The organism is Aeromonas sp. R2-4, assembly GCF_040908365.1.
Classification (GTDB): Bacteria; Pseudomonadota; Gammaproteobacteria; order Enterobacterales; family Aeromonadaceae; genus Aeromonas; species Aeromonas veronii.
In genome coordinates, this window is sequence record NZ_JBFODO010000036.1 from 1 (window position 1) to 18,463 (window position 18,463).

The 18,463-nt window shown below is 59.9% G+C and carries 19 protein-coding genes; 10 read left to right on the forward strand and 9 right to left on the reverse strand.

The window, feature by feature from the left end:
• Positions 1–528: 528 nt before the first annotated feature.
• Positions 529–894 carry a YijD family membrane protein gene (locus AB5Z05_RS14170; protein ID WP_005348493.1) on the reverse strand — a complete coding sequence of 122 codons (366 nt, stop codon included), beginning with the start codon at positions 892–894 and terminating at the stop codon, positions 529–531.
• Between the two features lie 19 nt (positions 895–913).
• On the reverse strand, positions 914–1,534 hold the full coding sequence (fabR, locus tag AB5Z05_RS14175; RefSeq protein ID WP_005339921.1) for an HTH-type transcriptional repressor FabR: 621 nt from the start codon (positions 1,532–1,534) through the stop codon (positions 914–916).
• A gap of 147 nt (positions 1,535–1,681) precedes the next feature.
• Here fabR and AB5Z05_RS14180 point away from each other — a divergent pair, with 147 nt between their 5' ends.
• Positions 1,682–2,800, forward strand: coding sequence for a fatty acid desaturase (locus AB5Z05_RS14180; protein WP_368151988.1), 1,119 nt, complete (start codon positions 1,682–1,684; stop codon positions 2,798–2,800).
• 210 nt (positions 2,801–3,010) lie between these two features.
• Here AB5Z05_RS14180 and AB5Z05_RS14185 read toward each other — a convergent pair whose 3' ends face one another.
• Positions 3,011–3,166 (reverse strand): hypothetical protein, encoded by a 156-nt coding sequence (locus AB5Z05_RS14185; protein WP_005348505.1) that lies wholly within the window; start codon positions 3,164–3,166, stop codon positions 3,011–3,013.
• Positions 3,167–3,341: 175 nt separating this feature from the next.
• On the opposite strand from AB5Z05_RS14185, the gene AB5Z05_RS14190 reads away from it, so the two are divergent.
• Positions 3,342–3,968 carry a lysoplasmalogenase gene (locus AB5Z05_RS14190; protein WP_005348507.1) on the forward strand — a complete coding sequence of 209 codons (627 nt, stop codon included), beginning with the start codon at positions 3,342–3,344 and terminating at the stop codon, positions 3,966–3,968.
• Between the two features lie 77 nt (positions 3,969–4,045).
• On the opposite strand, the gene AB5Z05_RS14195 is transcribed toward AB5Z05_RS14190, so the two are convergent.
• A complete protein-coding gene (locus tag AB5Z05_RS14195) occupies positions 4,046–5,599 on the reverse strand; it encodes a DHA2 family efflux MFS transporter permease subunit (protein WP_368151991.1) in 1,554 nt (517 codons plus the stop codon).
• Positions 5,599–6,651: an HlyD family secretion protein gene (locus AB5Z05_RS14200; protein WP_005348510.1), complete on the reverse strand. Its 1,053-nt coding sequence runs from the start codon at positions 6,649–6,651 to the stop codon at positions 5,599–5,601. The genes AB5Z05_RS14195 and AB5Z05_RS14200 overlap by 1 nt, the downstream gene beginning before the upstream one ends.
• Positions 6,652–6,747: 96 nt before the next feature.
• Between AB5Z05_RS14200 and AB5Z05_RS14205 the strand changes: the two genes are divergently transcribed.
• Together AB5Z05_RS14205 and AB5Z05_RS14210 are read left to right on the forward strand one after the other, a co-directional pair.
• Positions 6,748–7,650 (forward strand): LysR substrate-binding domain-containing protein, encoded by a 903-nt coding sequence (locus AB5Z05_RS14205; protein ID WP_368151993.1) that lies wholly within the window; start codon positions 6,748–6,750, stop codon positions 7,648–7,650.
• Between the two features lie 9 nt (positions 7,651–7,659).
• Positions 7,660–7,974, forward strand: coding sequence for a DUF2007 domain-containing protein (locus AB5Z05_RS14210; protein ID WP_005339933.1), 315 nt, complete (start codon positions 7,660–7,662; stop codon positions 7,972–7,974).
• 11 nt (positions 7,975–7,985) lie between these two features.
• On the opposite strand, the gene AB5Z05_RS14215 is transcribed toward AB5Z05_RS14210, so the two are convergent.
• Positions 7,986–9,269, reverse strand: coding sequence for a dicarboxylate/amino acid:cation symporter (locus tag AB5Z05_RS14215; RefSeq protein WP_368151995.1), 1,284 nt, complete (start codon positions 9,267–9,269; stop codon positions 7,986–7,988).
• Positions 9,270–9,478: 209 nt separating this feature from the next.
• Between AB5Z05_RS14215 and AB5Z05_RS14220 the strand changes: the two genes are divergently transcribed.
• Together AB5Z05_RS14220 and AB5Z05_RS14225 are read left to right on the forward strand one after the other, a co-directional pair.
• On the forward strand, positions 9,479–9,724 hold the full coding sequence (locus AB5Z05_RS14220) for a YecH family metal-binding protein (RefSeq protein ID WP_005357633.1): 246 nt from the start codon (positions 9,479–9,481) through the stop codon (positions 9,722–9,724).
• A 98-nt stretch (positions 9,725–9,822) separates the two neighbouring features.
• Positions 9,823–10,422 (forward strand): YhgN family NAAT transporter, encoded by a 600-nt coding sequence (locus AB5Z05_RS14225; protein ID WP_041234986.1) that lies wholly within the window; start codon positions 9,823–9,825, stop codon positions 10,420–10,422.
• A 78-nt stretch (positions 10,423–10,500) separates the two neighbouring features.
• Here AB5Z05_RS14225 and AB5Z05_RS14230 read toward each other — a convergent pair whose 3' ends face one another.
• Entirely contained in the window at positions 10,501–11,469 is a 969-nt protein-coding gene (locus AB5Z05_RS14230) for a LysR family transcriptional regulator (RefSeq protein WP_005357635.1), read from the reverse strand.
• Between the two features lie 276 nt (positions 11,470–11,745).
• Between AB5Z05_RS14230 and tatA the strand changes: the two genes are divergently transcribed.
• From tatA to AB5Z05_RS14245, 3 genes are all read left to right on the forward strand, one after another.
• Positions 11,746–11,907: a twin-arginine translocase TatA/TatE family subunit gene (gene tatA, locus AB5Z05_RS14235; RefSeq protein ID WP_005339944.1), complete on the forward strand. Its 162-nt coding sequence runs from the start codon at positions 11,746–11,748 to the stop codon at positions 11,905–11,907.
• A gap of 16 nt (positions 11,908–11,923) precedes the next feature.
• Positions 11,924–12,226: a YfcZ/YiiS family protein gene (locus tag AB5Z05_RS14240; RefSeq protein ID WP_005339945.1), complete on the forward strand. Its 303-nt coding sequence runs from the start codon at positions 11,924–11,926 to the stop codon at positions 12,224–12,226.
• Positions 12,227–12,455: 229 nt separating this feature from the next.
• Positions 12,456–13,877, forward strand: coding sequence for a transporter substrate-binding domain-containing protein (locus AB5Z05_RS14245; protein ID WP_368152048.1), 1,422 nt, complete (start codon positions 12,456–12,458; stop codon positions 13,875–13,877).
• Here AB5Z05_RS14245 and AB5Z05_RS14250 read toward each other — a convergent pair.
• Positions 13,855–14,031 (reverse strand): hypothetical protein, encoded by a 177-nt coding sequence (locus tag AB5Z05_RS14250; RefSeq protein WP_005339947.1) that lies wholly within the window; start codon positions 14,029–14,031, stop codon positions 13,855–13,857. The genes AB5Z05_RS14245 and AB5Z05_RS14250 overlap by 23 nt on opposite strands.
• A gap of 73 nt (positions 14,032–14,104) precedes the next feature.
• Between AB5Z05_RS14250 and AB5Z05_RS14255 the strand changes: the two genes are divergently transcribed.
• The gene (locus AB5Z05_RS14255; protein ID WP_368151997.1) at positions 14,105–15,358 is read left to right on the forward strand and encodes a phosphatidylserine/phosphatidylglycerophosphate/cardiolipin synthase family protein; all 1,254 of its coding nucleotides are present in this window, start codon (positions 14,105–14,107) and stop codon (positions 15,356–15,358) included.
• 521 nt (positions 15,359–15,879) lie between these two features.
• On the opposite strand, the gene AB5Z05_RS14260 is transcribed toward AB5Z05_RS14255, so the two are convergent.
• A complete protein-coding gene (locus AB5Z05_RS14260; protein WP_113740359.1) occupies positions 15,880–18,435 on the reverse strand; it encodes a TRAP transporter permease in 2,556 nt (851 codons plus the stop codon).
• Positions 18,436–18,463: the final 28 nt, after the last annotated feature.

The window sequence follows — 18,463 nt, forward strand, 5'->3', positions numbered from 1 at the left end:
GGCCTGTCACGCCGGGGGTCGCGGGTTCGAGTCCCGTCCGCTCCGCCACTAATTTGAAGGCCTTCCCGATTGGGAAGGCCTTTTTGCTATGGGCGTTTTTGTCCATAAGACCCACAGGTTTGCATACCAGAACGAATACAAAAGCCCGGCTTCACGACCGGGCTTTTGTATTTTTAGCGCCTTAAACCACCAATATCTGGCTTTTCCCTGCCAAGTAAGAGTGCCAGATAGCCGGTTATTTCCACCATTTTCGGGCTATATCAGAGTCTTATCAGTTCCATTTACAGCTATCTGAATGACTCTACAGGTGGTCAAATCAGGCTTCTGCCGCCTGCTGACTACAGGGCAGCCCCATATTGACCACCTCCGCTTCCATCTGCACGTCGATCTTGAAGCCCAGCAGCTTGGCTAGGTTGGGAATACCGAGATTGCCGGATTAATCAGGTACCGTTCAAGCAAAGAGGCCTTCCCGTCGGGAAGGCCTCTTTGCTTTATCTATCAACTGATTACCATCACTCGGTCGATTTATCAGCGCTTCTCTTTGTTGCCAATGCTCAGGCCGAGCTTGATGGAGAGGGCTGCCAGTAACAGCAGCATCATGATCAGGGAAAAGAAGTTGCTGCCAAGCTCCGGGTATTGCACCTTGAGCAGCGCGGAGTGGCCGAAGACACCGATAAAGAAGCAGAGCAGGGTACAGATGGGGGTGTTGCCCACCATGGGTTCATGGCGATAGTGCTGGAACAGCTGATAGGCCGCCAGCCAGAGGGCAATCAGCGGGAAGAAGGAGAAAGGCACGACCGAGTTGGTCAGCACGGCCAGAGAGGCATCGCCACAGATACCAATCAGCATGGCCATGGCGAGCGGTTTTTTCGGGATCATAAGCTGTTCAGGCATGTCGTGCTCCATCCTGTGGTCATGGGTGAGGTTCACGGCGCTTCTGGTTTTGTACCTCCGCGCCCATGGCGATCATCCGCAGTTGGCGAATTGTTCGGTCGGAGAGTGCACGGCACTCTTCGCTGGTCATGTCGAGTGCATCGGCACCGGCACTGAAGACGATGGTGACCATGGCTTCTGCCTGGATGTAGGCATCTTCCCGTGGTGCTTCTGTGGTGGCTTCCAGATAATCGGTCAGCTCTGCGATAAAGTGCTGGATTTCGCGAGCCACCGCCTGACGAAAGGCGGCCGAGGTGCCGGAGCGTTCCCGCAGCAGCAGCCGGAAGATGTTGGGGTTGTTCTCGACGAACTCCATAAAGGTTTGCACCGAGGTGCTGATGACACTGCCACCACCGGCAATGCGCTGGCGTGCCTGGCGCATCAGTTGGCGCAGGGTGAGACCTCCTTCGTCAACCAGGGTCAGGCCCAGCTCCTCCATGTCGCGAAAGTGGCGATAGAAAGAGGTTGGGGCGATGCCCGCTTCACGAGCGACTTCCCGCAGGCTGAGATTGGAGAAACTCCGATTGGCGCACAGTTGGCTGAATGCAGCATCGATCAATGTACGCCGGGTTTTTTCTTTTTGTTGAGCGCGAATACCCACGAAATCAGTCACCTTCAGCTTAACGAGGACAAATGATAACCCGAAGGCGCCTCAGGATCAGGTTTGTATCCTACTTTTTTACCATTGACCGTGAGGAAATCACCATAGAAAATGGCTAACAGCTGTTCGCTGAAAGGATGCAATGAGATGGCCAGACCCCCCATTATTTTGACCAATACCCTGCTGTTTTCCCTCTCCGGGATAGTGGCGTTGATTGTCGTACCCTGGTACGGCATGAGCCACGGTTACGATCTTTGGCAGTGGGCCAGTTTCCTGTTGTTGTTCTGCCTGAGTGGTCTCTCCATCACCGCAGGCTATCACCGGCTCTGGTCGCACAAGGCCTACAAGGCGCACCCCGCTTTGCAGTGGTTGTTTGCCATCGGCGGTGCGTTGGCGCTGCAGAATTCGGCCCTGCACTGGTCGGCCGACCACCGCCGTCACCATCGTCATGTGGATGACAACGATAAAGACCCCTACAGCGCGGGGCGCGGTTTCTGGTATTCCCACATCGGCTGGATGCTGCGGGAGCATCAGGGAGATCGCTATGGCGATTACAGTAATGTGCGGGATCTGCAAAACAACCCGGTGGTCGCGTTTCAGCACCGTCACTATCTGACGCTGGCGTTGGCGGCCAATCTGGGGCTGCCGCTGCTGTTCGGCCTATGGCACGGGGATATGCTCGGCATGTTGCTGTTGGCGGGCGTACTGCGGATGGTGATGACTCACCACACCACCTTCTTCATCAATTCGCTGGCCCACATCTGGGGCAGTCAGCCCTATACCGATCGCAATACCGCTCGCGATAACGGCATCCTGGCTTTTTTCACCTTTGGCGAGGGGTATCACAACTTTCACCACCTGTTCGAGAATGACTACCGCAACGGCATTCACTGGTGGCAGTTCGATCCGACCAAGTGGTTGATCCGGCTCGCCTCTTGGTGTGGTCTGGCGGGGGATCTCAGATCCTCGCCGGAGGAGCGTATCGAACAAGCCCGGCTGCAGATGCAGCTGAAACGGGCACAAGCCAAGTTGCGCAAGCAGGAAGATCGTGAACTGTGGCAGGCGCTGCTGCAGGAGGAGTACGACAAGCTGAGCCAGCAGTTGCAACACTATTACGCCAGTCGCAAGCGGCTGCTGGAGCTGCGCAAGCGCAAGGCGCTGGCGCGCTATGACCGCCTCAAGCTGCAACTGGAGTACCGGGCCCTGCGTGACGGCTTCATCGCTGGTAAACGCAACTGGAGTCGTTTGCTGGCAGGTATTGCATGATGCCGTCTGGTTATCACCGAGACTAAAAGAGAAGACCGCCTGCTGGCGGTCTTCTCTTTCATGATTCAACTCAAGTTAGTTGGCTTGGCTCTGCTGTTGCTGCAACTGATCCAGTGCCTGTTGCTCCTGCTGGCTGAGACCCAGTTGTTCGCAGGCCTGCTCAAAGCTGATCCCCGGATGGCGCATCATGATATCCAATAACGGGAGGGCTTAGTTGGCTTGGCTCTGCTGTTGCTGCAACTGATCCAGTGCCTGTTGCTCCTGCTGGCTAAGACCCAGTTGTTCACAGGCCTGCTCAAAGCTGATCCCCAGATGGCACATCATGATATCGATGGCGGGCAGATAGTTCTTCATAGCTTCTTCCATGGTGATCCTCCAGACCCGTCACTTATGCCCTGAACCACTCGGTGCGGCAATTAGACTTTAGGCTTAGCCTGCCCATTTGATAAGCACCCCTGCCACTGGGGGAGGGAATTTGTTACCCTGCACCATGATAAAAACGGTTGCCGTATGACTGCGAGCAACAGGTGAGGAGCAGGGCATGTTATTGAGTTTCTTGATCATCGCTTCAGGTTGGTGGCACATCCGTGCTGCCTACGGTTCAGACAGCCGCCAGTTCTATATCAGCAAGCCGCTGACCATGCTGCTTATCATCGCGTTGGCGTTCGGCTACCAGAGTTATGACCACGACGGTTCCCATGCCTGGATCCTGCTTGGCCTCTGCCTCTCGCTGGCGGGCGATGTGCTGCTGATGTTGCCAAGCGATCGCTTCATTCAGGGGTTGGCGGCATTTCTTGTCGCGCATCTCTGCTATATCGTCGGTTTTGCCCAAGGACCATTGCTGCTCAATCTGGTGGATGGTTTGCTGCTGTTGCTGATCGCCGGCATGGTATTCGGCCTGCTGTGGGGCAAGCTGGGGGAGATGCGGATCCCGGTCTTCTGCTACATGCTGGTGATCATCGGCATGGCCTGGGTGGCTGCCGGTGCCTGGCACGCCTCTCTCACTGCCGGTTCGGCCGCCGCTCTGGTAGGGGCACTGATGTTCCTCTTCTCCGACAGCATGCTGGCGCTCGATCGCTTCCGCCGCCCCTTTCCCCACGCCCGCGCCTGGGTGATGAGTAGCTACTTCGCGGCGCAATTCCTGATTGCGGGGTCGCTGGCGGGATAACGCCTTCTGGTTGAGTGCAGGTAACAGATAACGAAAAACGGGCCTTGGCCCGTTTTTCGTTTTATGCCCGGCGTTTTTCACGCCTCTAGCGGTTCGGCATCCACAGCCCGTGGGGCGGGGGATTTGAGCAACAGCATCAGTGCGCTGGCGATCAGCAGGAAGATCCCCATGATGTAGAACACCTGGTTGTAGGCCATGATGGCCGCTTCCCGGTTGATGGTATTGGCCAGCATGGCGTGGGCTTGCTGCTGGGCAATCTCGGGGCCTGAACCCTGCGCCATCATGCTCTGGGCCAGTTGCAGCAGATAGCTCTGCCCCTCGATACTGCTGGCGGCCAGAGTGCTGCCAATCTGCAGCACATGGGTGCGGGTATCGTTATCGAGCATGGTCGCGATGATGGCGATACCGAACGCACCACCGAGGTTGCGCAGCACGTTGAGCAGGGTCGAGGAGGAGGGGATCTCGTCGTGGCTCAGGCTGGCGGTGGCGACCAGGGAGAGCGGCACCATGATGAAGGGCTGCCCCAGCGCCCGCACGATCAGTGACTGGATCAGCTGCGGCCCGGCGTAGTCGGCACTCATGTTGACGTTCATAAAGCAGCTGACGGCGAAGATAAGGAAGCCGAAGCTCACCAGATAGCGCGGGTCTATCTTGTGGGTCAGCCTGGGCACCAGCGGTAGCACCAGCAGTTGCGGCAGCCCCATCCACATCAGTACCTCGCCGATTTCCAGCGCGTTGTAGTTGTGGATCTGGGTCATATAGAGCGGCAACACATAGATGGAGCCCATCAACGCCATACCGAGGATCAGATAGGCGAAGCAGGCCAGCGCGAAGCGCGGGTTGTGCAGCAGCCGCAGATTGACCAGCGGGTGACGGCGGATCAGCTGGCTGATGACAAAGAACACCAGCGCCACCGCCGAGATGATCGCCAGTCGCACGATGAAGCTTGAACCGAACCAGTCTTCCCGGTTGCCCTCCTCCAGCACTACCTCCAGCAAGCCGAGGCCGAGCGCCATGGTTACGATACCGATGAGATCCACCCGCTTGATCACGGCCCAGTCCACCGGTTTTTTATCAAGCCCGTGGGCCAGCATGGCCATCACCAGCAGTCCCGGCGGCACGTTGAGATAGAAGATGTAGTGCCACGACATCTGCTCGGTGAGCCAGCCGCCGAGGGTTGGGCCGATGGCGGGGGCGAAGGTGGCGCAGAGGCCAAACAGCGCCATGCCGGTAGCCCGCTTCTGTAGCGGCAACAGGGTGACGATGAGGGAGAAGGCCATCGGGATCAGCGCCCCGCCAGTGAAGCCTTGCAGCGCCCGGAAGACGATCATGCTGGTGAGGTTCCAGCTGAACGAGCAGAGCACGGAGGCGGCGATAAAGGCACCGGTGGTCCAGAGCAGGTAGCGGCGCACGCTCAACCCCCGGCTCAACCAGCCGCTCAGGGGGATGGCGATCATCTCCGCCACCAGATAGGAGGTGGAGATCCAGGAGCTTTCGCTCAGGGTGGCCGACAGGGCACCCTGAATATCCTTCAGGGAGGCATTGGTGATCTGGATATCGAGGATGGCCATGAAGGCACCGATAAGGCCCCCCATGACAGCGATCCAGTTGCGACGTGGAATGGGTTCCATCAGTTGGCAGCCACCACGGGATCAGGAGTGCGGGTATCCACGATCACTTCGGTGGAGAGACCCGGCAGCAGCTTGCCTGCCAGCGGGCCCGGCTCGGGGATGCGGATCTTCACCGGTACCCGCTGCACGATTTTGGTGAAGTTGCCGGTTGCATTCTCCGGCGGCAGCAGGGCGAACTTGGCGCCGGTCGCCGGGGCCAGGCTGTCGATGATCCCCTCGACCGGTTGATCCGGGTAGGCATCGAGTACCACTTCGACCTTCTGGCCCGGCTGCATATGGGCGAGCTGGGTCTCCTTGAAGTTGGCCTCGACCCATACCTGTTGCAGCGGCACCAGGCTGGCGACCTGCATGCCGGACTGGACGTAGAGCCCTTCCCGCAGGCTGCGCTTGCCTATGATGCCGTCGGCAGGCGCCCGCAGTTCGGTGTAGCCGAGCTCAAGCTTGGCCTGCTCCAGTTGCGCTTCGCTCAATGCCAGCTTGGCCAGATTCTGTTTGCGTTCGGCATCCAGTACCAGCAGTCGCTCACGGGCCGCTTGCAGGGCGGCTTGGGCCTCCCGGGCTTGCGCCTGATTGACCTGCAGGCCGGCACGCACCTCGTCCAGACTGTCTTGCGAGCTGTAGTGGCGCTGGTTGAGCTGACTGATCCGGTTGACCTGCTGGCTGGCGCGCAGCTGTTCGGCATTGGCGGAGGCGACCTTGGCCTCGGCCTGCTGGATCAGGCTCAGTTGTTGGGTGCGGGTGGCGGCCAGATTTTCGGCCGTCGCCTGATTGAGGCGCAGGTCGGCTTCGGCCTCCGCGACCCTGGTTTTGTATTCGCGATCATCGAGACGAGCGATCAGTTGGCCCGCTTTGACCGGCTGGTTGTCGGTGACCAGCACTTCGCGGATATAGCCGGGCAGCTTGGAGCTGATCCCGGTCACTTCACTTTGCAGATAGGCGTTGTCGGTGCTTTCAAAATAGCGGCCGTGAAGATACCAGTAACCGGCGAACAGCAGACCGAGCAGCGCCAATATCATGGCTGCCAGCAGGGGAATTTTTTTGTGTTGACTCATTTTTGTGATTCCTGAACTTAAGGGGCGCAGGCTAACACTGGTCAACTGTTTCGATTAGTATTGGTTCATGAGATATACAGTTTCACTGGTGCAACAATGGATCTCAATGCCGCGTTAATTCTGGTGCGTATCGTCGACAAGGGCTCGTTTACGGGGGCCGCCCGCGAGTTGGGGATGACCAAGGCGATGGTCAGCCGCCGCATCGCCGAGCTGGAACAGCGGCTCGGTGTGCGTCTGCTCTATCGCTCCACTCGTCAGCTCACTTTGACCGAGGAGGGGGAGAAGTACTACCTGCACTGCAGCAAGGCGGTCGATGCCCTGACCGAAGCCGAGCTGATGCTGAGCGCCAGCCAGCAGGAGGTAACCGGCACCCTCAAGCTGGCGGTACCCATCGAGACGGGGCAACTGGTGGTCGGGCGCTTGGTCGCCAAGTTTTTGCAGGCCTATCCCGCCCTGCAGGTGGAGCTGGAGCTGACCAACCGGGTGGTGGACCCCATCAGTGAAGGGCTGGATGCGGTGGTGCGGATTGGCGACATGAGCGACTCCAATCTGGCTGCGCGCCGACTCTGGAGCACCGGGAGGCTGCTCTGTGCCAGCCCGGACTATCTGGCCCGTAGTCCGGTCATCGAGCGGCCGGAGGATCTGGCCAACCACGAGCGGGTGACGGTAAGTAGCGGGTTTCTCGCCTCTCACTGGTGTTTCGAGCTGGATGGCAGAGAGGTGCTGGTTGACCCCCCATCCCGTTTTCGGGTCAATAATATTACCTGTTCCCGGGAGGCGGCGAAGGCGGGGCTGGGGTTGGCCTCGTTACCCGCTATGCTCTGTCAGGATGAGCTTGCCAGCGGCGAGCTGGTGATCCTGCTGCCAGAGTGGCAGCAACCCAGGGTACCGATTTATTTGCTGTTTCCGGAGCGGCAACTGATGCCGCGCAAGTTGCGGGCATTCATCGATTTCATGATTAAGAACGGCGCCGAGTTTGGCATCGACAAGTTGTTGTAAGGGGGAGCTATGGATAACTGGATCAATCTCTATCGCGCCTCACACACCCTGGAGGCGCACGCGTTGAAAGGGGCGCTGGAGGCGGAAGGGGTGCTGGTGCGCCTCAATGGCGAGGGGCTGTCTGGCGCCCTTGGCGAGCTGCCGGTCGACATGTTGCAGGTGACCCTGATGGTGCGGGCCGAGGATCGTAGCAAGGCAGGACGGGTCATCGAGCGTTACCAGCAGCGTCAGGGTAACGGCTGGCTGTGCGGCCAGTGCGGGGAGGAGAACGGCGCCAACTTCGACGTCTGCTGGCGCTGTCACCACGATCCCCACGACAGCTGATCTTTCTTCCGCTAGCGCGGCGGGAACTCGATATCTTCCCCTGCGCTGGCATCGTGATAGGTCGCCAGATCCAGCTCGTTTTCGCTGCGGGCGATCAGCACCGACACCAGAATATCCCCCGATACGTTGACCGTGGTGCGCGCCATGTCGAGGATCCGGTCAATGCCCGCAATCAGTGCCACCCCTTCCAGCGGTAAGCCCACCGCCGTCAGGGTCAGGGTCAGCAGCATCAACCCGGTGCCCGGGGTGCCTGCGGTGCCGATACTTGCCAGGGTGGCGATGCTGATGATGGTCAGGTAATCGACCATGTGCAGGTCCACCCCGAATGCCTGAGCCACGAACAGCGCAGTCACTCCCTGATAGAGGGCTGTGCCATCCATGTTGATGGTGGCGCCGATGGGCAGCACCTTAGCGGTGATGGCGGGAGAGACTCCCAGCCGCTTCTCGGCGCAGGCCAGACTGATGGGCAGGGTGGAGTTGCTGGAGCTGCTGGTGAAGGCCACCGCCTGAGCGTCAACGATGCTCTTGAAGTAGTGCAGCGGATTGAGCCGTGCCAGCAGGAGCAGCAGGGTGCTGTAGACCCCGAGCACGTGCAGCAGACAGCCGAGGTAGACGGCGCCGATCACCTTGAGCAGCGGCAGCAGCAGGTCGAGACCGTACTTGCCGGTCATCCAGGCCATCAGGGCGCAGACACCGTAAGGCGCGAGCGCCATCACCATCTGGGTCAGCTTGAACATCCCCTCTGCCAGCGAGGTGAAGAAGAGGATGGCGGGGCGACCACGGCGACCGCTGGCGTTGAGGGCGACCGCCAGCGCCACCGCAAAGACGATCACTTGCAGGATCTTGCCATTCACCATCGCCTGTACCGGATTGCTCGGTACCAGATGGCTCAGCACGCTGGCCAGGGTGGGTGGTTCCGACATGCCGATCCGCTCATAGGGGCCCATGTCGGCGCCCATGCCGGGCTCCAGCAGCCAGCCCATCATCAGGCCGATGCAGATGGCGATGGCGGTCGAGCAGAAGTAGAGGCAGATCGCCTTGCTGCCGATGCGATCGAGGGCCTTGCCCTTGAGCAGCGAGGTGAGACCGGCGATGACCGAACAGAAAATGAGGGGCACCATCAGCATCTGGATGGTGTTGACGAACAGGACGCCAAGGGGCTTGAGCAGCAGGGCTTGCTCTTCAAAGCCGACGCCCAGACCCACCCCTGTCAGCATGCCGATCAGGGTCTTGAGCCAGAGTGGTCGGCGGGTCCAGATCTGCCAGGGCTTGAGAGCCTCTCCATGGAACAGCATGACGCCAATATCCTTATACATTGTCTGCGATGGCCAAAAAGGGGCGCCAGTGTAGCGATCCCTGACGCGGGTTGCCACATTATCGACAAAGCGGTGGCGGTGACCACTCCCCTGACCAGGTAATGCGCAATTTATTGGCCTATATCAAGATCCCTCCGGGCGGGGAGATATTTAATTGGCATTAAATATGTTCATTATTGAGGTGAGAGATGTCGCAATCGGTTCATGGTCACGAAGTGATGGAGATGATGTTGGCACAAGGGGGGCAATTTACCCGTGCCAGCCTGAAACAGGCGATGGCCGAGCGGTTCGGTGCCGAGGCCCGTTTTCATACCTGCAGCGCCAGCGAGATGGATGCAGAAGCGCTGATCGACTTTCTGGCCGCCCGTGGCAAATTCATCGACTCGGCCGAGGGTTTTCAGACCCGCGCCGACAAGATCTGCAACCACGGTTAATCCCGCTGCGAGCGCATCATGGCGCTCGCTCAATTCTTCGCCCTTTGCTATATTTCGCCCCTCTCTTTTCCCTATTCAGGGCGTAGCCCGGGCGTTGTATGGATACTTTCTCTGCCGCAGTCATGCTGTTTCTGATCATGGACCCGCTGGGCAACCTGCCGGTCTTCCTCTCTATCCTGCGTCATATCGATCCCAAGCGACGTCGCAAGGTGATGGTGCGCGAGCTGCTCTTCTCGCTGGCCATCATGATGCTGTTCCTGTTCGTCGGTCAGCAGATCCTCGGCTTCCTCAACCTGCGGCAGGAGGCGGTCAGCATTGCTGGAGGAATTATCCTGTTCCTGATCGCCATCAAGATGATCTTCCCGAGTGAAGGGGGCGTGACCGGGCTGGCGGCGGGCGAGGAGCCCTTCCTGGTGCCGATGGCGATCCCGATGATCGCCGGTCCGTCGATCCTCGCCTCTTTGATGCTGCTGGCCAATCAGGAGCCGACCCGGATGGTGGACTGGTCGCTGGCGCTCTTTATGGCCTGGGCCGCCAGCGCGGTGATCCTGATGTTCTACGAGGTATTCAACAAGCTGCTGGGTGAGCGGGGACTCACTGCGGTGGAGCGGCTGATGGGCATGCTGCTGGTGATGATCTCGGTCCAGATGTTGCTGGACGGGGTACATCACTATCTGGCGGTGACCGGTCAGGGCTGAGCGGTTTACACATCTTGAAGTGAATGAAACGGGGCTACGCAGAGCCCCGTTCTTGTTTCCTACCGAGAGGGCGTGCCGTCACCCGTGAGTGGTCGCAGCGGGTTCCAGTTTGCTCATGATGAGGGAGAGCAACAATTCCCGCAGCCAGCGGTGGCCCGGATCCTCGCTGTGACGCTGATGCCAGATGAGCAGATGGGAGATGCTGTCCAACCCGATGGGCAGCGGCAGCTGCAACAGCGGATAGACCTGGGTGGCGTGGCGGGCATAGAGCCTGGAGAGGGTCACTATCATGTCGGAGTGCATCCCCATCCGCAGCGCCGCCTCGAAGGAGGGCACGGTTGCCTCGATACGCCGGTAGAGATCCTGCTCCGCCAGCTTGTGATCCAGCATCCAGCGGTCCCGCCCCTCGCAGTAAGTCTGCACATGGGGATAGCTGAGGTAGTGCTCCAGATTCCAGTTGGGCTCTCGCAGCGCAGGGTGGTGCTGCTGCACCAGACAGGTGAGATCATCGACCGCCAGCACTCGCTGACAGATGCTGTCGGGCAGGGTATCGAGCCGATAATCGGAGCTGATGCAGTTCTCCCGCACCGCGAAGGCGATGTCCACCTGACCCTGACTCATCTCGGTCAGACTGTTTTCGGTCCACTCCTCGTAACGCAAGCGGATCCTTGGCGCCTGCCGCTTCAGCTCGCTCAGGTAGAGCGGGGCAAACAGGGTGAAGGCGCTGTCCATGCTGGCGATGACGAACTCTCGCTCGGAGCTGGCGGGGTCGAACTCGGGCGGCTGGATCAGGTTATCCAGCGACAGCAGGATGGGTTGCAACTGCTGCTGCAGTGCAAGGGCACGGCCGGTGGGTTCCAGTCCGTAGGCAGAGCGGATGAAGAGGGGATCATTGAAGGTATCGCGCAGACGGCCGAGGGCTTTACTGACCGCGGACTGGCTCAGATGAAGGCGGCGAGCCGCCTTGCTGCCGTTGCGCTCCTCCAGCAGTACCTGCAGGATAATCAGCAAATTGAGGTCGATGCGACCCAGTTGTTCCAGCAGCATGATATGAATCCTCTTCAATTCTAAGATGAATTTATACCATTTGTTTTCATATCTTGGCGATCTTATCCTCGAATGGTCTCAGGTTCGCATGAACCACTGGTACAGGATGTAGCGGTTGAGGGGACATGTAGCACAATCAATATGGCGACCTTTGGGTCGCCCTATTTTTTGGCTATGATTTATTTGCTCACTTGCACCTGCCTTGATTTTGCCCAACAATCCCTGCGCTCTATTTTGATACAAGTAACAGATATCTCTTTGTGAGGGAGTATCCCTATGGGACTCGGTGGAATTCATATCTGGCATATGCTGATCCTCTTGCTGGTCGTTGTGCTGGTCTTCGGCAGCAAGCGTCTTGCCAGTGCAGGTGAGGATCTGGGGACCGCCATCAAAGATTTTCGCAAGGCGATGCGTGACGACGCAAATCATCCGAAATAAGCAGTAGGAGTAGAAAATGTCTGTAGACGAGAAAGTTGAACTGAACGAAACCTGTGACAGCTGCGGCTGTTTTGCCGAGATCGGCACCATCATCGGCGAAGGCGACGATGTGATGGATCTGGTGATTGAAGCCGCTGCCGAGGCTGATGCCCGCGCCAAGCTGGCTGCCTATGAAGCACTGGCCAAACAGGTCACTGCCGAAGCTCAAGTGAGCAGCGAACTGACCCAGGGCGCCAACGGCGTGATCCTGAAAGCCCGCCTGCAATTCACCTGCACCGCCGAAAAACTGATTTTCGAAATGCGGGCCCGCTCTATCTGAGTTGTCTGATAACGCGGCAGGTTTGCCTGCCGTGTTGACCCTTCTGCTGTGGGTCGGCGTTCTATAGTTACTCTATCCCACAGACGTTTTTGCCCGGCGCGAGTCGGCCAACAGAAGGCGCAAACATCATGACGCTGCGATGGATCTCTGCTCCCAATCCCACCCTCTATCGTGATCCGTGCTGCCAACAGGCAGCAGGCGTGACCTCAGCACAGGGGCAGCCATCGTGATGCGACGCTGGATCTGGGCTCTGCTGGCCCTCTGCTGTTTTCCCCTGCTCGCGGCTGAACTCAAGCCACAGCGTCTGCCCCAACCCGGGGACCTCGAAAGCATTCTGCAAAAGCGCGAACTCAGGGCACTGGTGGTCTATGAGCGCGGCTTCTACTTTCTCGATCGCGGCGCCCAGTACGGCATTCTGGTCAATCAGCTGCAAGGGTTCGAACGCTGGCTGAACAAGACCTATCTCGCCAAAGAGAAGGTCAAACTCAAGGTGGTCTACATCCCGGTGCGTCAGGACAAGCTGCTGGACTATCTGACCGAGGGGCGCGGCGATCTGGTTGCGGCGACCATGACGGTGACTCCGACCCGGCGTGAACAGGTGGCCTTCTCCCGGCCGCTCATTTCATCCATAGAGGAGTGGGTGGTGAGCCAGCAGAGCCTGCCCGCCTTCAGCCGCATTACCCAGCTCTCCGGCAGGCGGGTCTGGGTACGTGCCAGCTCCAGCTACTACGAGAGTCTGCGCCAGCTCAACTGGCTGTTTCGCGAGCTGGGGCTGCCCCCCGTCTATATCGAAACGGTGCCCGAATATCTACAGGATGGCGATCTGCTGGAGATGGTGGCCGCTGGCATTATTCCCCTGACGGTGACCGACAGCTACAAGGGGCGGATCTGGCTGGGTGGCATGATCTCCGGCCTCAAGGCCCACAAGCTGATCCCCCTGCGCAGCAATGGCACCAGCGCCTGGGCGCTGCGCAAGAACAGCCCCGAGCTGCTCAAGGCGGTCAATGGCTATCTGGCGAGTGTCAGCCGCAACAGTCTTTACAGCGACATGACCCTGCGCCGGCTGCTGGTTCGCAGCGATCAGATGAGCAATATCCTGGCGCCGGATCCCATGGGGCGCCTCGCGACCATTCGCAAAGTGCTGGAGAAGTACGCCAATCAATACGATCTCGACTGGCTGATGCTGGCGGCGCTTGGCTACAAGGAGTCCGGCCTCAATCCCAAGGCGCGCTCGCCCAAGGGGGCCGTGGGCCTTATGCAACTGCTGCCCAGTACGGGGCGGGAAGTCGGCATCAACGGCGCCAGACTCACCACGCTGGAGGGAAATGTGGAGGCCGCCTGCCGCTACATGCGGTTGATCCTCGATACCTACTTCAATGATCCCAAGCTGGATCGGCTCAACCGCCACCTGTTTGCCCTCGCCGCCTACAACGCCGGGCCAAACCGGGTGCAGGCGCTGCGAGGCAAGGCGGAGAAGCTGGGGCTCGATCCCAACGCCTGGTTCGGCAACGTGGATCAGCTGGTGGCCAACGAAGTCGGACAGGGGCCGATCAACTATGTCGGCACCATCTACAAGTACTACGTGGCCTATCGTTTCAGCCTGCCCCAGATCGAGGGCAAGGCTGCCGCTATCGAAGCGGCTCAGCCCTGAGCCGGTTGACCGGCAGGGTCGCCTGCACGGTCGGCAATTGCCAGCCACCGTCCCTGTGTTGCAAAAACCAGTGGGCGGGGCCGGTGGCCGGGATGAGATCTGGCTGGCTGAGCTGGCCCAGATAGCGCAACATCGGGGTATCATGCAGTTCCATCAGCAACTCCTTTTGAATATGTGAAGAGGCTCGCCAGCGTTATGACACCCGGCCATGACAGCAGGATGACATCATGATCCCCGGATCCTTTGCCCTGATCGACGATCCCCTGCTGGCGCTCAAGGTGCGCTGCCACTGGATCCGTCATGCCCGCGAGCGGATCCAGGCGCAGTACTACAGCTGGGAGGAGGACAGCAGCGGCAAGCTGCTTCTGAGCGAGCTGCTTCACGCCGCCCGGCGTGGTGTCAAGGTGCAGCTGCTGGTGGATGATCTCTATGCCGGTGACAACCGCTTTCTGGAGATGGTGGCTCACTACCCGGGGATCGAGGTGCGGCTGTTCAACCCCTTCTGGCTGCGGGGCTGGCGCCCTCTGGCACTGCTGCTGGAGGGGTTGCTCAGCTTTCGCCGCATCAACCACCGGATGCACAACAAGCTGCTGCTGGTGGATGGCAAGCTGGCGCTGATCGGCGGGCGCAACATAGGTGATCGCTACTTCGGTCTGGATCCGCAGGCTCCCTTCGTGGATCTCGATCTCGCCTGTCAGGGGGGACTGTGCCAGCAGATGGCGCAGGGGTTCGAGCAGTTCTGGCACAGCCGCTGGAGTCACCCCATCCGCCATCTGCTGCGCCGCGAGCTGCTGCCCGCTGAAATAGAGGTGGTCAACGACTTCCTGTTCACCATGACGGATCCGGCGGTAGCGACGGTCTACGATCTGCCCGCAGCGCTGTTTGACGAGCGCGATTTGCCGCTGCAGTGGCATGAAGGGCGGGCCGAGGTGTGGTTCGACCGTCCCGGCAAGGGGCTGATCTCCCGTCCCACCACCGCCCGTCAGCTCTGGCGCCAGCTGGATGACAATCCCGGCTCGCTGGGGTTGGTGACCCCTTACCTCATCCTGACCCGCGGGTTCCGGCACCGTCTGGCGCGGCTGCGCCAGCAGGGGATCGCCATCGACATTCTCACCAACTCGCTGGCCAGCACCGATGTGCCACTGGTCTATGGTGCCTATCAGCGTTATCTCGGCTGGTTGCTGCGCCAAGGGATCCGGGTCGCCGAGTTTGACCATGGCCACGGCAGCCTGCACGCCAAGTTGATCCTGCTGGGGGAGGAGCGGGCGCTGTTCGGCAGCCTCAACCTCGATCCTCGCTCACTCTTTCTCAATACCGAACTGATGCTGCATCTGCACTGCCCGCCGATCTGCGAGGCGCTGCGAACGTGGCTGGCTCACTGGCAGGAGCAGGCGGGTGGATTGCCGCGCAAACCCGAAGGGTGGTCAAGGCGACTGATAGCCCGCCTTAGCGACTGGTTGCCCCTGCGCCGTTGGCTGTGAGGCGGCCATTTTTTGTGCGAGATCTCGCAAAGCCTTGTAAGCCATTGCTGATGCCCTTTGCGGGTGAATAACCATGCATGAACCTATCTTACTGTTTTATAACAATTTGGCGGTGATGATAAGGCTGTTTTTTGTACTCTGATGTGAATGGAATTAGCATAAAAACGTTTTTTATTTTGTTTTTATGCGTAATATTTCAGTTGCAAGGACAAACACGGCGGCCTGTCTGCCGTGTGGACGAAGGTTGTAACGGGTAGCTGGTCGGTTGCATTGCTGCAATTGGCGCGCACTTCAGATGGGTCGCGAACTATCGGAAAGTGAAACAGAGACCCGGCGTGGCCGGACTCCAATATGGAACATGCTATTTGCGAGGGGGTGACATGGACATGTCACCCCACTTTTTTGGCCGCTCGCCACCATTTACCTTTTTCCATGATTGTTGCTCATCGCAAGAGCCGCAGAGGGCAAGGCAATAAAAAGAGGGCCGCAATAGCGGCCCTCGGTCTCATCTGCCCGGTGGATTAACCGGCCTTGACGCTGCGGCGACGCTGCAGCCAGACGATCGCCCCGAACAGCAGGAAGCCCGGGATCCACATCCACTCCTTGGTCCAGCGCTCGGTCGGCGCCTTGACGGTGAGGATCTCCTGATCGAACTCCAGTCCCATGGTGGCGGCCGGGCTGCCAAAGGCGACGTTGTCGATCAGCGTCTTGCCATCCTGCTCATAGAGGCTGAGCCCCAGATTGGCCAGCCGCTCTTCGCCATTTGCCCCATCCGGTACGGCGACCAGCAGGGTGAACTTGCGTGGCTTGCCTACTGCATCTTCACCGAGGATCCGCAGCCGCAGGGTGCTCTCCGCCTCCACTTCACCCATGGTTTGGGCCAGCTGGGCAGGCGGGGTCTCGCGATAGGGGTCGTGCACCATGTCCATCCAGAAACCCGGGCGGAACAGGGTAAAGGCGACCAGCAACAGCAGCACGCTCTCGTACCAGCGGCTCTTCACCAGGAACCAGCCCTGAGTGGCGGCGGCGAAGATCAGCATGGCGATGGTCGCCACGATGAAGATCAGCACCCCGTGGGCGAAGTCCACGTCGATCAGCAGCAGATCGGTGTTGAAGATAAACAGGAACGGCAGTGCCGCGGTACGCAGGCTGTAGTAGAACGCGGTGATCCCGGTCTTGATGGGATCGCCCTTGGAGACAGCCGCAGCCGCGAAGGAGGCCAGCCCCACCGGTGGCGTCACATCCGCCATGATGCCGAAGTAGAAGACGAACAGGTGCACCGCGATCAGCGGCACGATCAGCCCGTTTTGCTGCCCCAGCGTCACCACCACCGGTGCCAGCAGGCTGGAGACGACGATGTAGTTGGCAGTGGTCGGCAGCCCCATGCCGAGGATCAGGCTCAACAGGGCGGTGAGCAGCAGCATCAGCAGCAGGTTGCCCATGGAGAGGAACTCCACCAGATCCGCCAGCACCAGACCAACCCCGGTCTGGGAGACCGCACCCACGATAATTCCCGCGGTGGCGGTGGCAATGCCGATACCGATCATGTTGCGGGCGCCTGCGACCAGCCCTTCCCGCAGATCCACCACGCCGTCAGCGACGGTGCCGTAGTCGTGCTTGCCGTCCTTGCGCAGCCAGTTGAGCAGCGGGCGCTGGGTCAGCAGGATGATCACCAGCATCACGGTACCCCAGAAGGCCGACAACCCCGGCGAGAGGCGCTCCACCATCAGGCACCACACCAGTACCACCACCGGCAGCAGGAAGTGCAGGCCGGAGAGCAGCACGGCGCGGGTGTTGGGCAACTCGGTGAGCGGCTTGTCGGGATCTTCGGCAGGCAGCGGTTCATTGCTGGCGGCGATCTTCAACAGGGTCACATAGGTGGCAGCCAGTAGTACCGAGATCCCCGGCAGTGCGTAGTCACCCAGCGCAGGTTTGAGCCAGCCGAGGCCATAGTAGACCGCCAGTGACAGGCCGCTGATGAGGGCCGCGCCAAATGCAAAGCCGGTCAGGCGGCGCAGCCAGGGTTTGGGCTGATGGTTGCCGATGGGCTGCATGCCCAGTTTCAACGCCTCCAGATGGACGATGTAGAGCAGCGCTATGTAGGAGATGGCGGCAGGCAGGAAGGCGTGCTTGATGATCTCCACATAGGGGATGCCCACGTATTCGACCATCAGGAAAGCCGCAGCCCCCATCACGGGTGGCATGATCTGGCCGTTGACCGAGGAGGCCACTTCGACCGCCCCCGCTTTCTCTGAACTGAAGCCCACCTTCTTCATCATCGGGATGGTGAAGGTGCCGGTGGTCACCACGTTGGCAATCGACGAGCCGGAAATCAGGCCGGTCAGGCCGGAGGCGACCACTGCCGCCTTGGCCGGGCCGCCACGAAGGTGACCGAGCAGGCTGAAGGCGAGCTGGATAAAGTAGTGACCGGCACCGGCCCGCTCCAGCAGGGCGCCGAACAGCACGAACAGAAACACGAAGCTGGTGGAGACGCCAAGGGCAATGCCGAACACCCCTTCGGTGGTGATCCACTGGTGGTTGGCCAGTGCGGTAAAGCCTACCCCGCGATGTGCCAGCAGTCCCGGCATCCAGGGGCCCGCCAGGCTGTAGATCAGAAAGACGATAGCGATGACCGCCAGTGCCGGCCCCAGGGCGCGGCGCGCCGCTTCCAGCAGCAGCGGAATGCCGATACAGGCGGTCACCAGATCGGCGGTGGTGAGGGTGCCGGGACGCAGCGCCAGTGCTTCATACATCACAAACAGGTAAGAGGCGGCGCCAGCAGCGATCAGACCGAGGGCGATATCGCCGAGGGGGACCCGATCCCGCGGCGAGGAGCGAAATGCCGGGAACACCAGAAAAGCGAGTAACAGGGCGAAGGTGAGGTGAATGGAGCGGGTTTCGGTGTCATTGAGTACGCCAAACCCCACCATGAAGGGGAGTGGCGAGGCGATCCAGAGCTGGAACAGCGACCAGGCCAGCGCCAGCGCGGTGATGAGCCAGCCCATGATGCCCAGCGGCAGGCGAGCGCCCACATCTTGAGCGATCAGTTCCTCGGTAGAGAGTTGTTTATCTTGCATAGGGTTAACTTGTGCCAACGAGTACAAC

Coding starts and splice junctions, on each gene's coding strand:
- AB5Z05_RS14255 (WP_368151997.1), top strand. CDS start 14,105: ATGATCCCCGGATCCTTTGCCCTGATCGACGATCCCCTGCTGGCGCTC.
- AB5Z05_RS14240 (WP_005339945.1), top strand. CDS start 11,924: ATGTCTGTAGACGAGAAAGTTGAACTGAACGAAACCTGTGACAGCTGC.
- AB5Z05_RS14200 (WP_005348510.1), bottom strand. CDS start 6,651: ATGAGTCAACACAAAAAAATTCCCCTGCTGGCAGCCATGATATTGGCG.
- AB5Z05_RS14180 (WP_368151988.1), top strand. CDS start 1,682: ATGGCCAGACCCCCCATTATTTTGACCAATACCCTGCTGTTTTCCCTC.
- AB5Z05_RS14230 (WP_005357635.1), bottom strand. CDS start 11,469: ATGCTGCTGGAACAACTGGGTCGCATCGACCTCAATTTGCTGATTATC.
- AB5Z05_RS14205 (WP_368151993.1), top strand. CDS start 6,748: ATGGATCTCAATGCCGCGTTAATTCTGGTGCGTATCGTCGACAAGGGC.
- AB5Z05_RS14190 (WP_005348507.1), top strand. CDS start 3,342: ATGTTATTGAGTTTCTTGATCATCGCTTCAGGTTGGTGGCACATCCGT.
- AB5Z05_RS14195 (WP_368151991.1), bottom strand. CDS start 5,599: ATGGAACCCATTCCACGTCGCAACTGGATCGCTGTCATGGGGGGCCTT.
- AB5Z05_RS14210 (WP_005339933.1), top strand. CDS start 7,660: ATGGATAACTGGATCAATCTCTATCGCGCCTCACACACCCTGGAGGCG.
- tatA (WP_005339944.1), top strand. CDS start 11,746: ATGGGACTCGGTGGAATTCATATCTGGCATATGCTGATCCTCTTGCTG.
- AB5Z05_RS14250 (WP_005339947.1), bottom strand. CDS start 14,031: ATGGAACTGCATGATACCCCGATGTTGCGCTATCTGGGCCAGCTCAGC.
- AB5Z05_RS14245 (WP_368152048.1), top strand. CDS start 12,456: ATGCGACGCTGGATCTGGGCTCTGCTGGCCCTCTGCTGTTTTCCCCTG.
- AB5Z05_RS14260 (WP_113740359.1), bottom strand. CDS start 18,435: ATGCAAGATAAACAACTCTCTACCGAGGAACTGATCGCTCAAGATGTG.
- AB5Z05_RS14170 (WP_005348493.1), bottom strand. CDS start 894: ATGCCTGAACAGCTTATGATCCCGAAAAAACCGCTCGCCATGGCCATG.
- AB5Z05_RS14225 (WP_041234986.1), top strand. CDS start 9,823: ATGGATACTTTCTCTGCCGCAGTCATGCTGTTTCTGATCATGGACCCG.
- AB5Z05_RS14215 (WP_368151995.1), bottom strand. CDS start 9,269: ATGCTGTTCCATGGAGAGGCTCTCAAGCCCTGGCAGATCTGGACCCGC.
- AB5Z05_RS14220 (WP_005357633.1), top strand. CDS start 9,479: ATGTCGCAATCGGTTCATGGTCACGAAGTGATGGAGATGATGTTGGCA.
- AB5Z05_RS14185 (WP_005348505.1), bottom strand. CDS start 3,166: ATGGAAGAAGCTATGAAGAACTATCTGCCCGCCATCGATATCATGATG.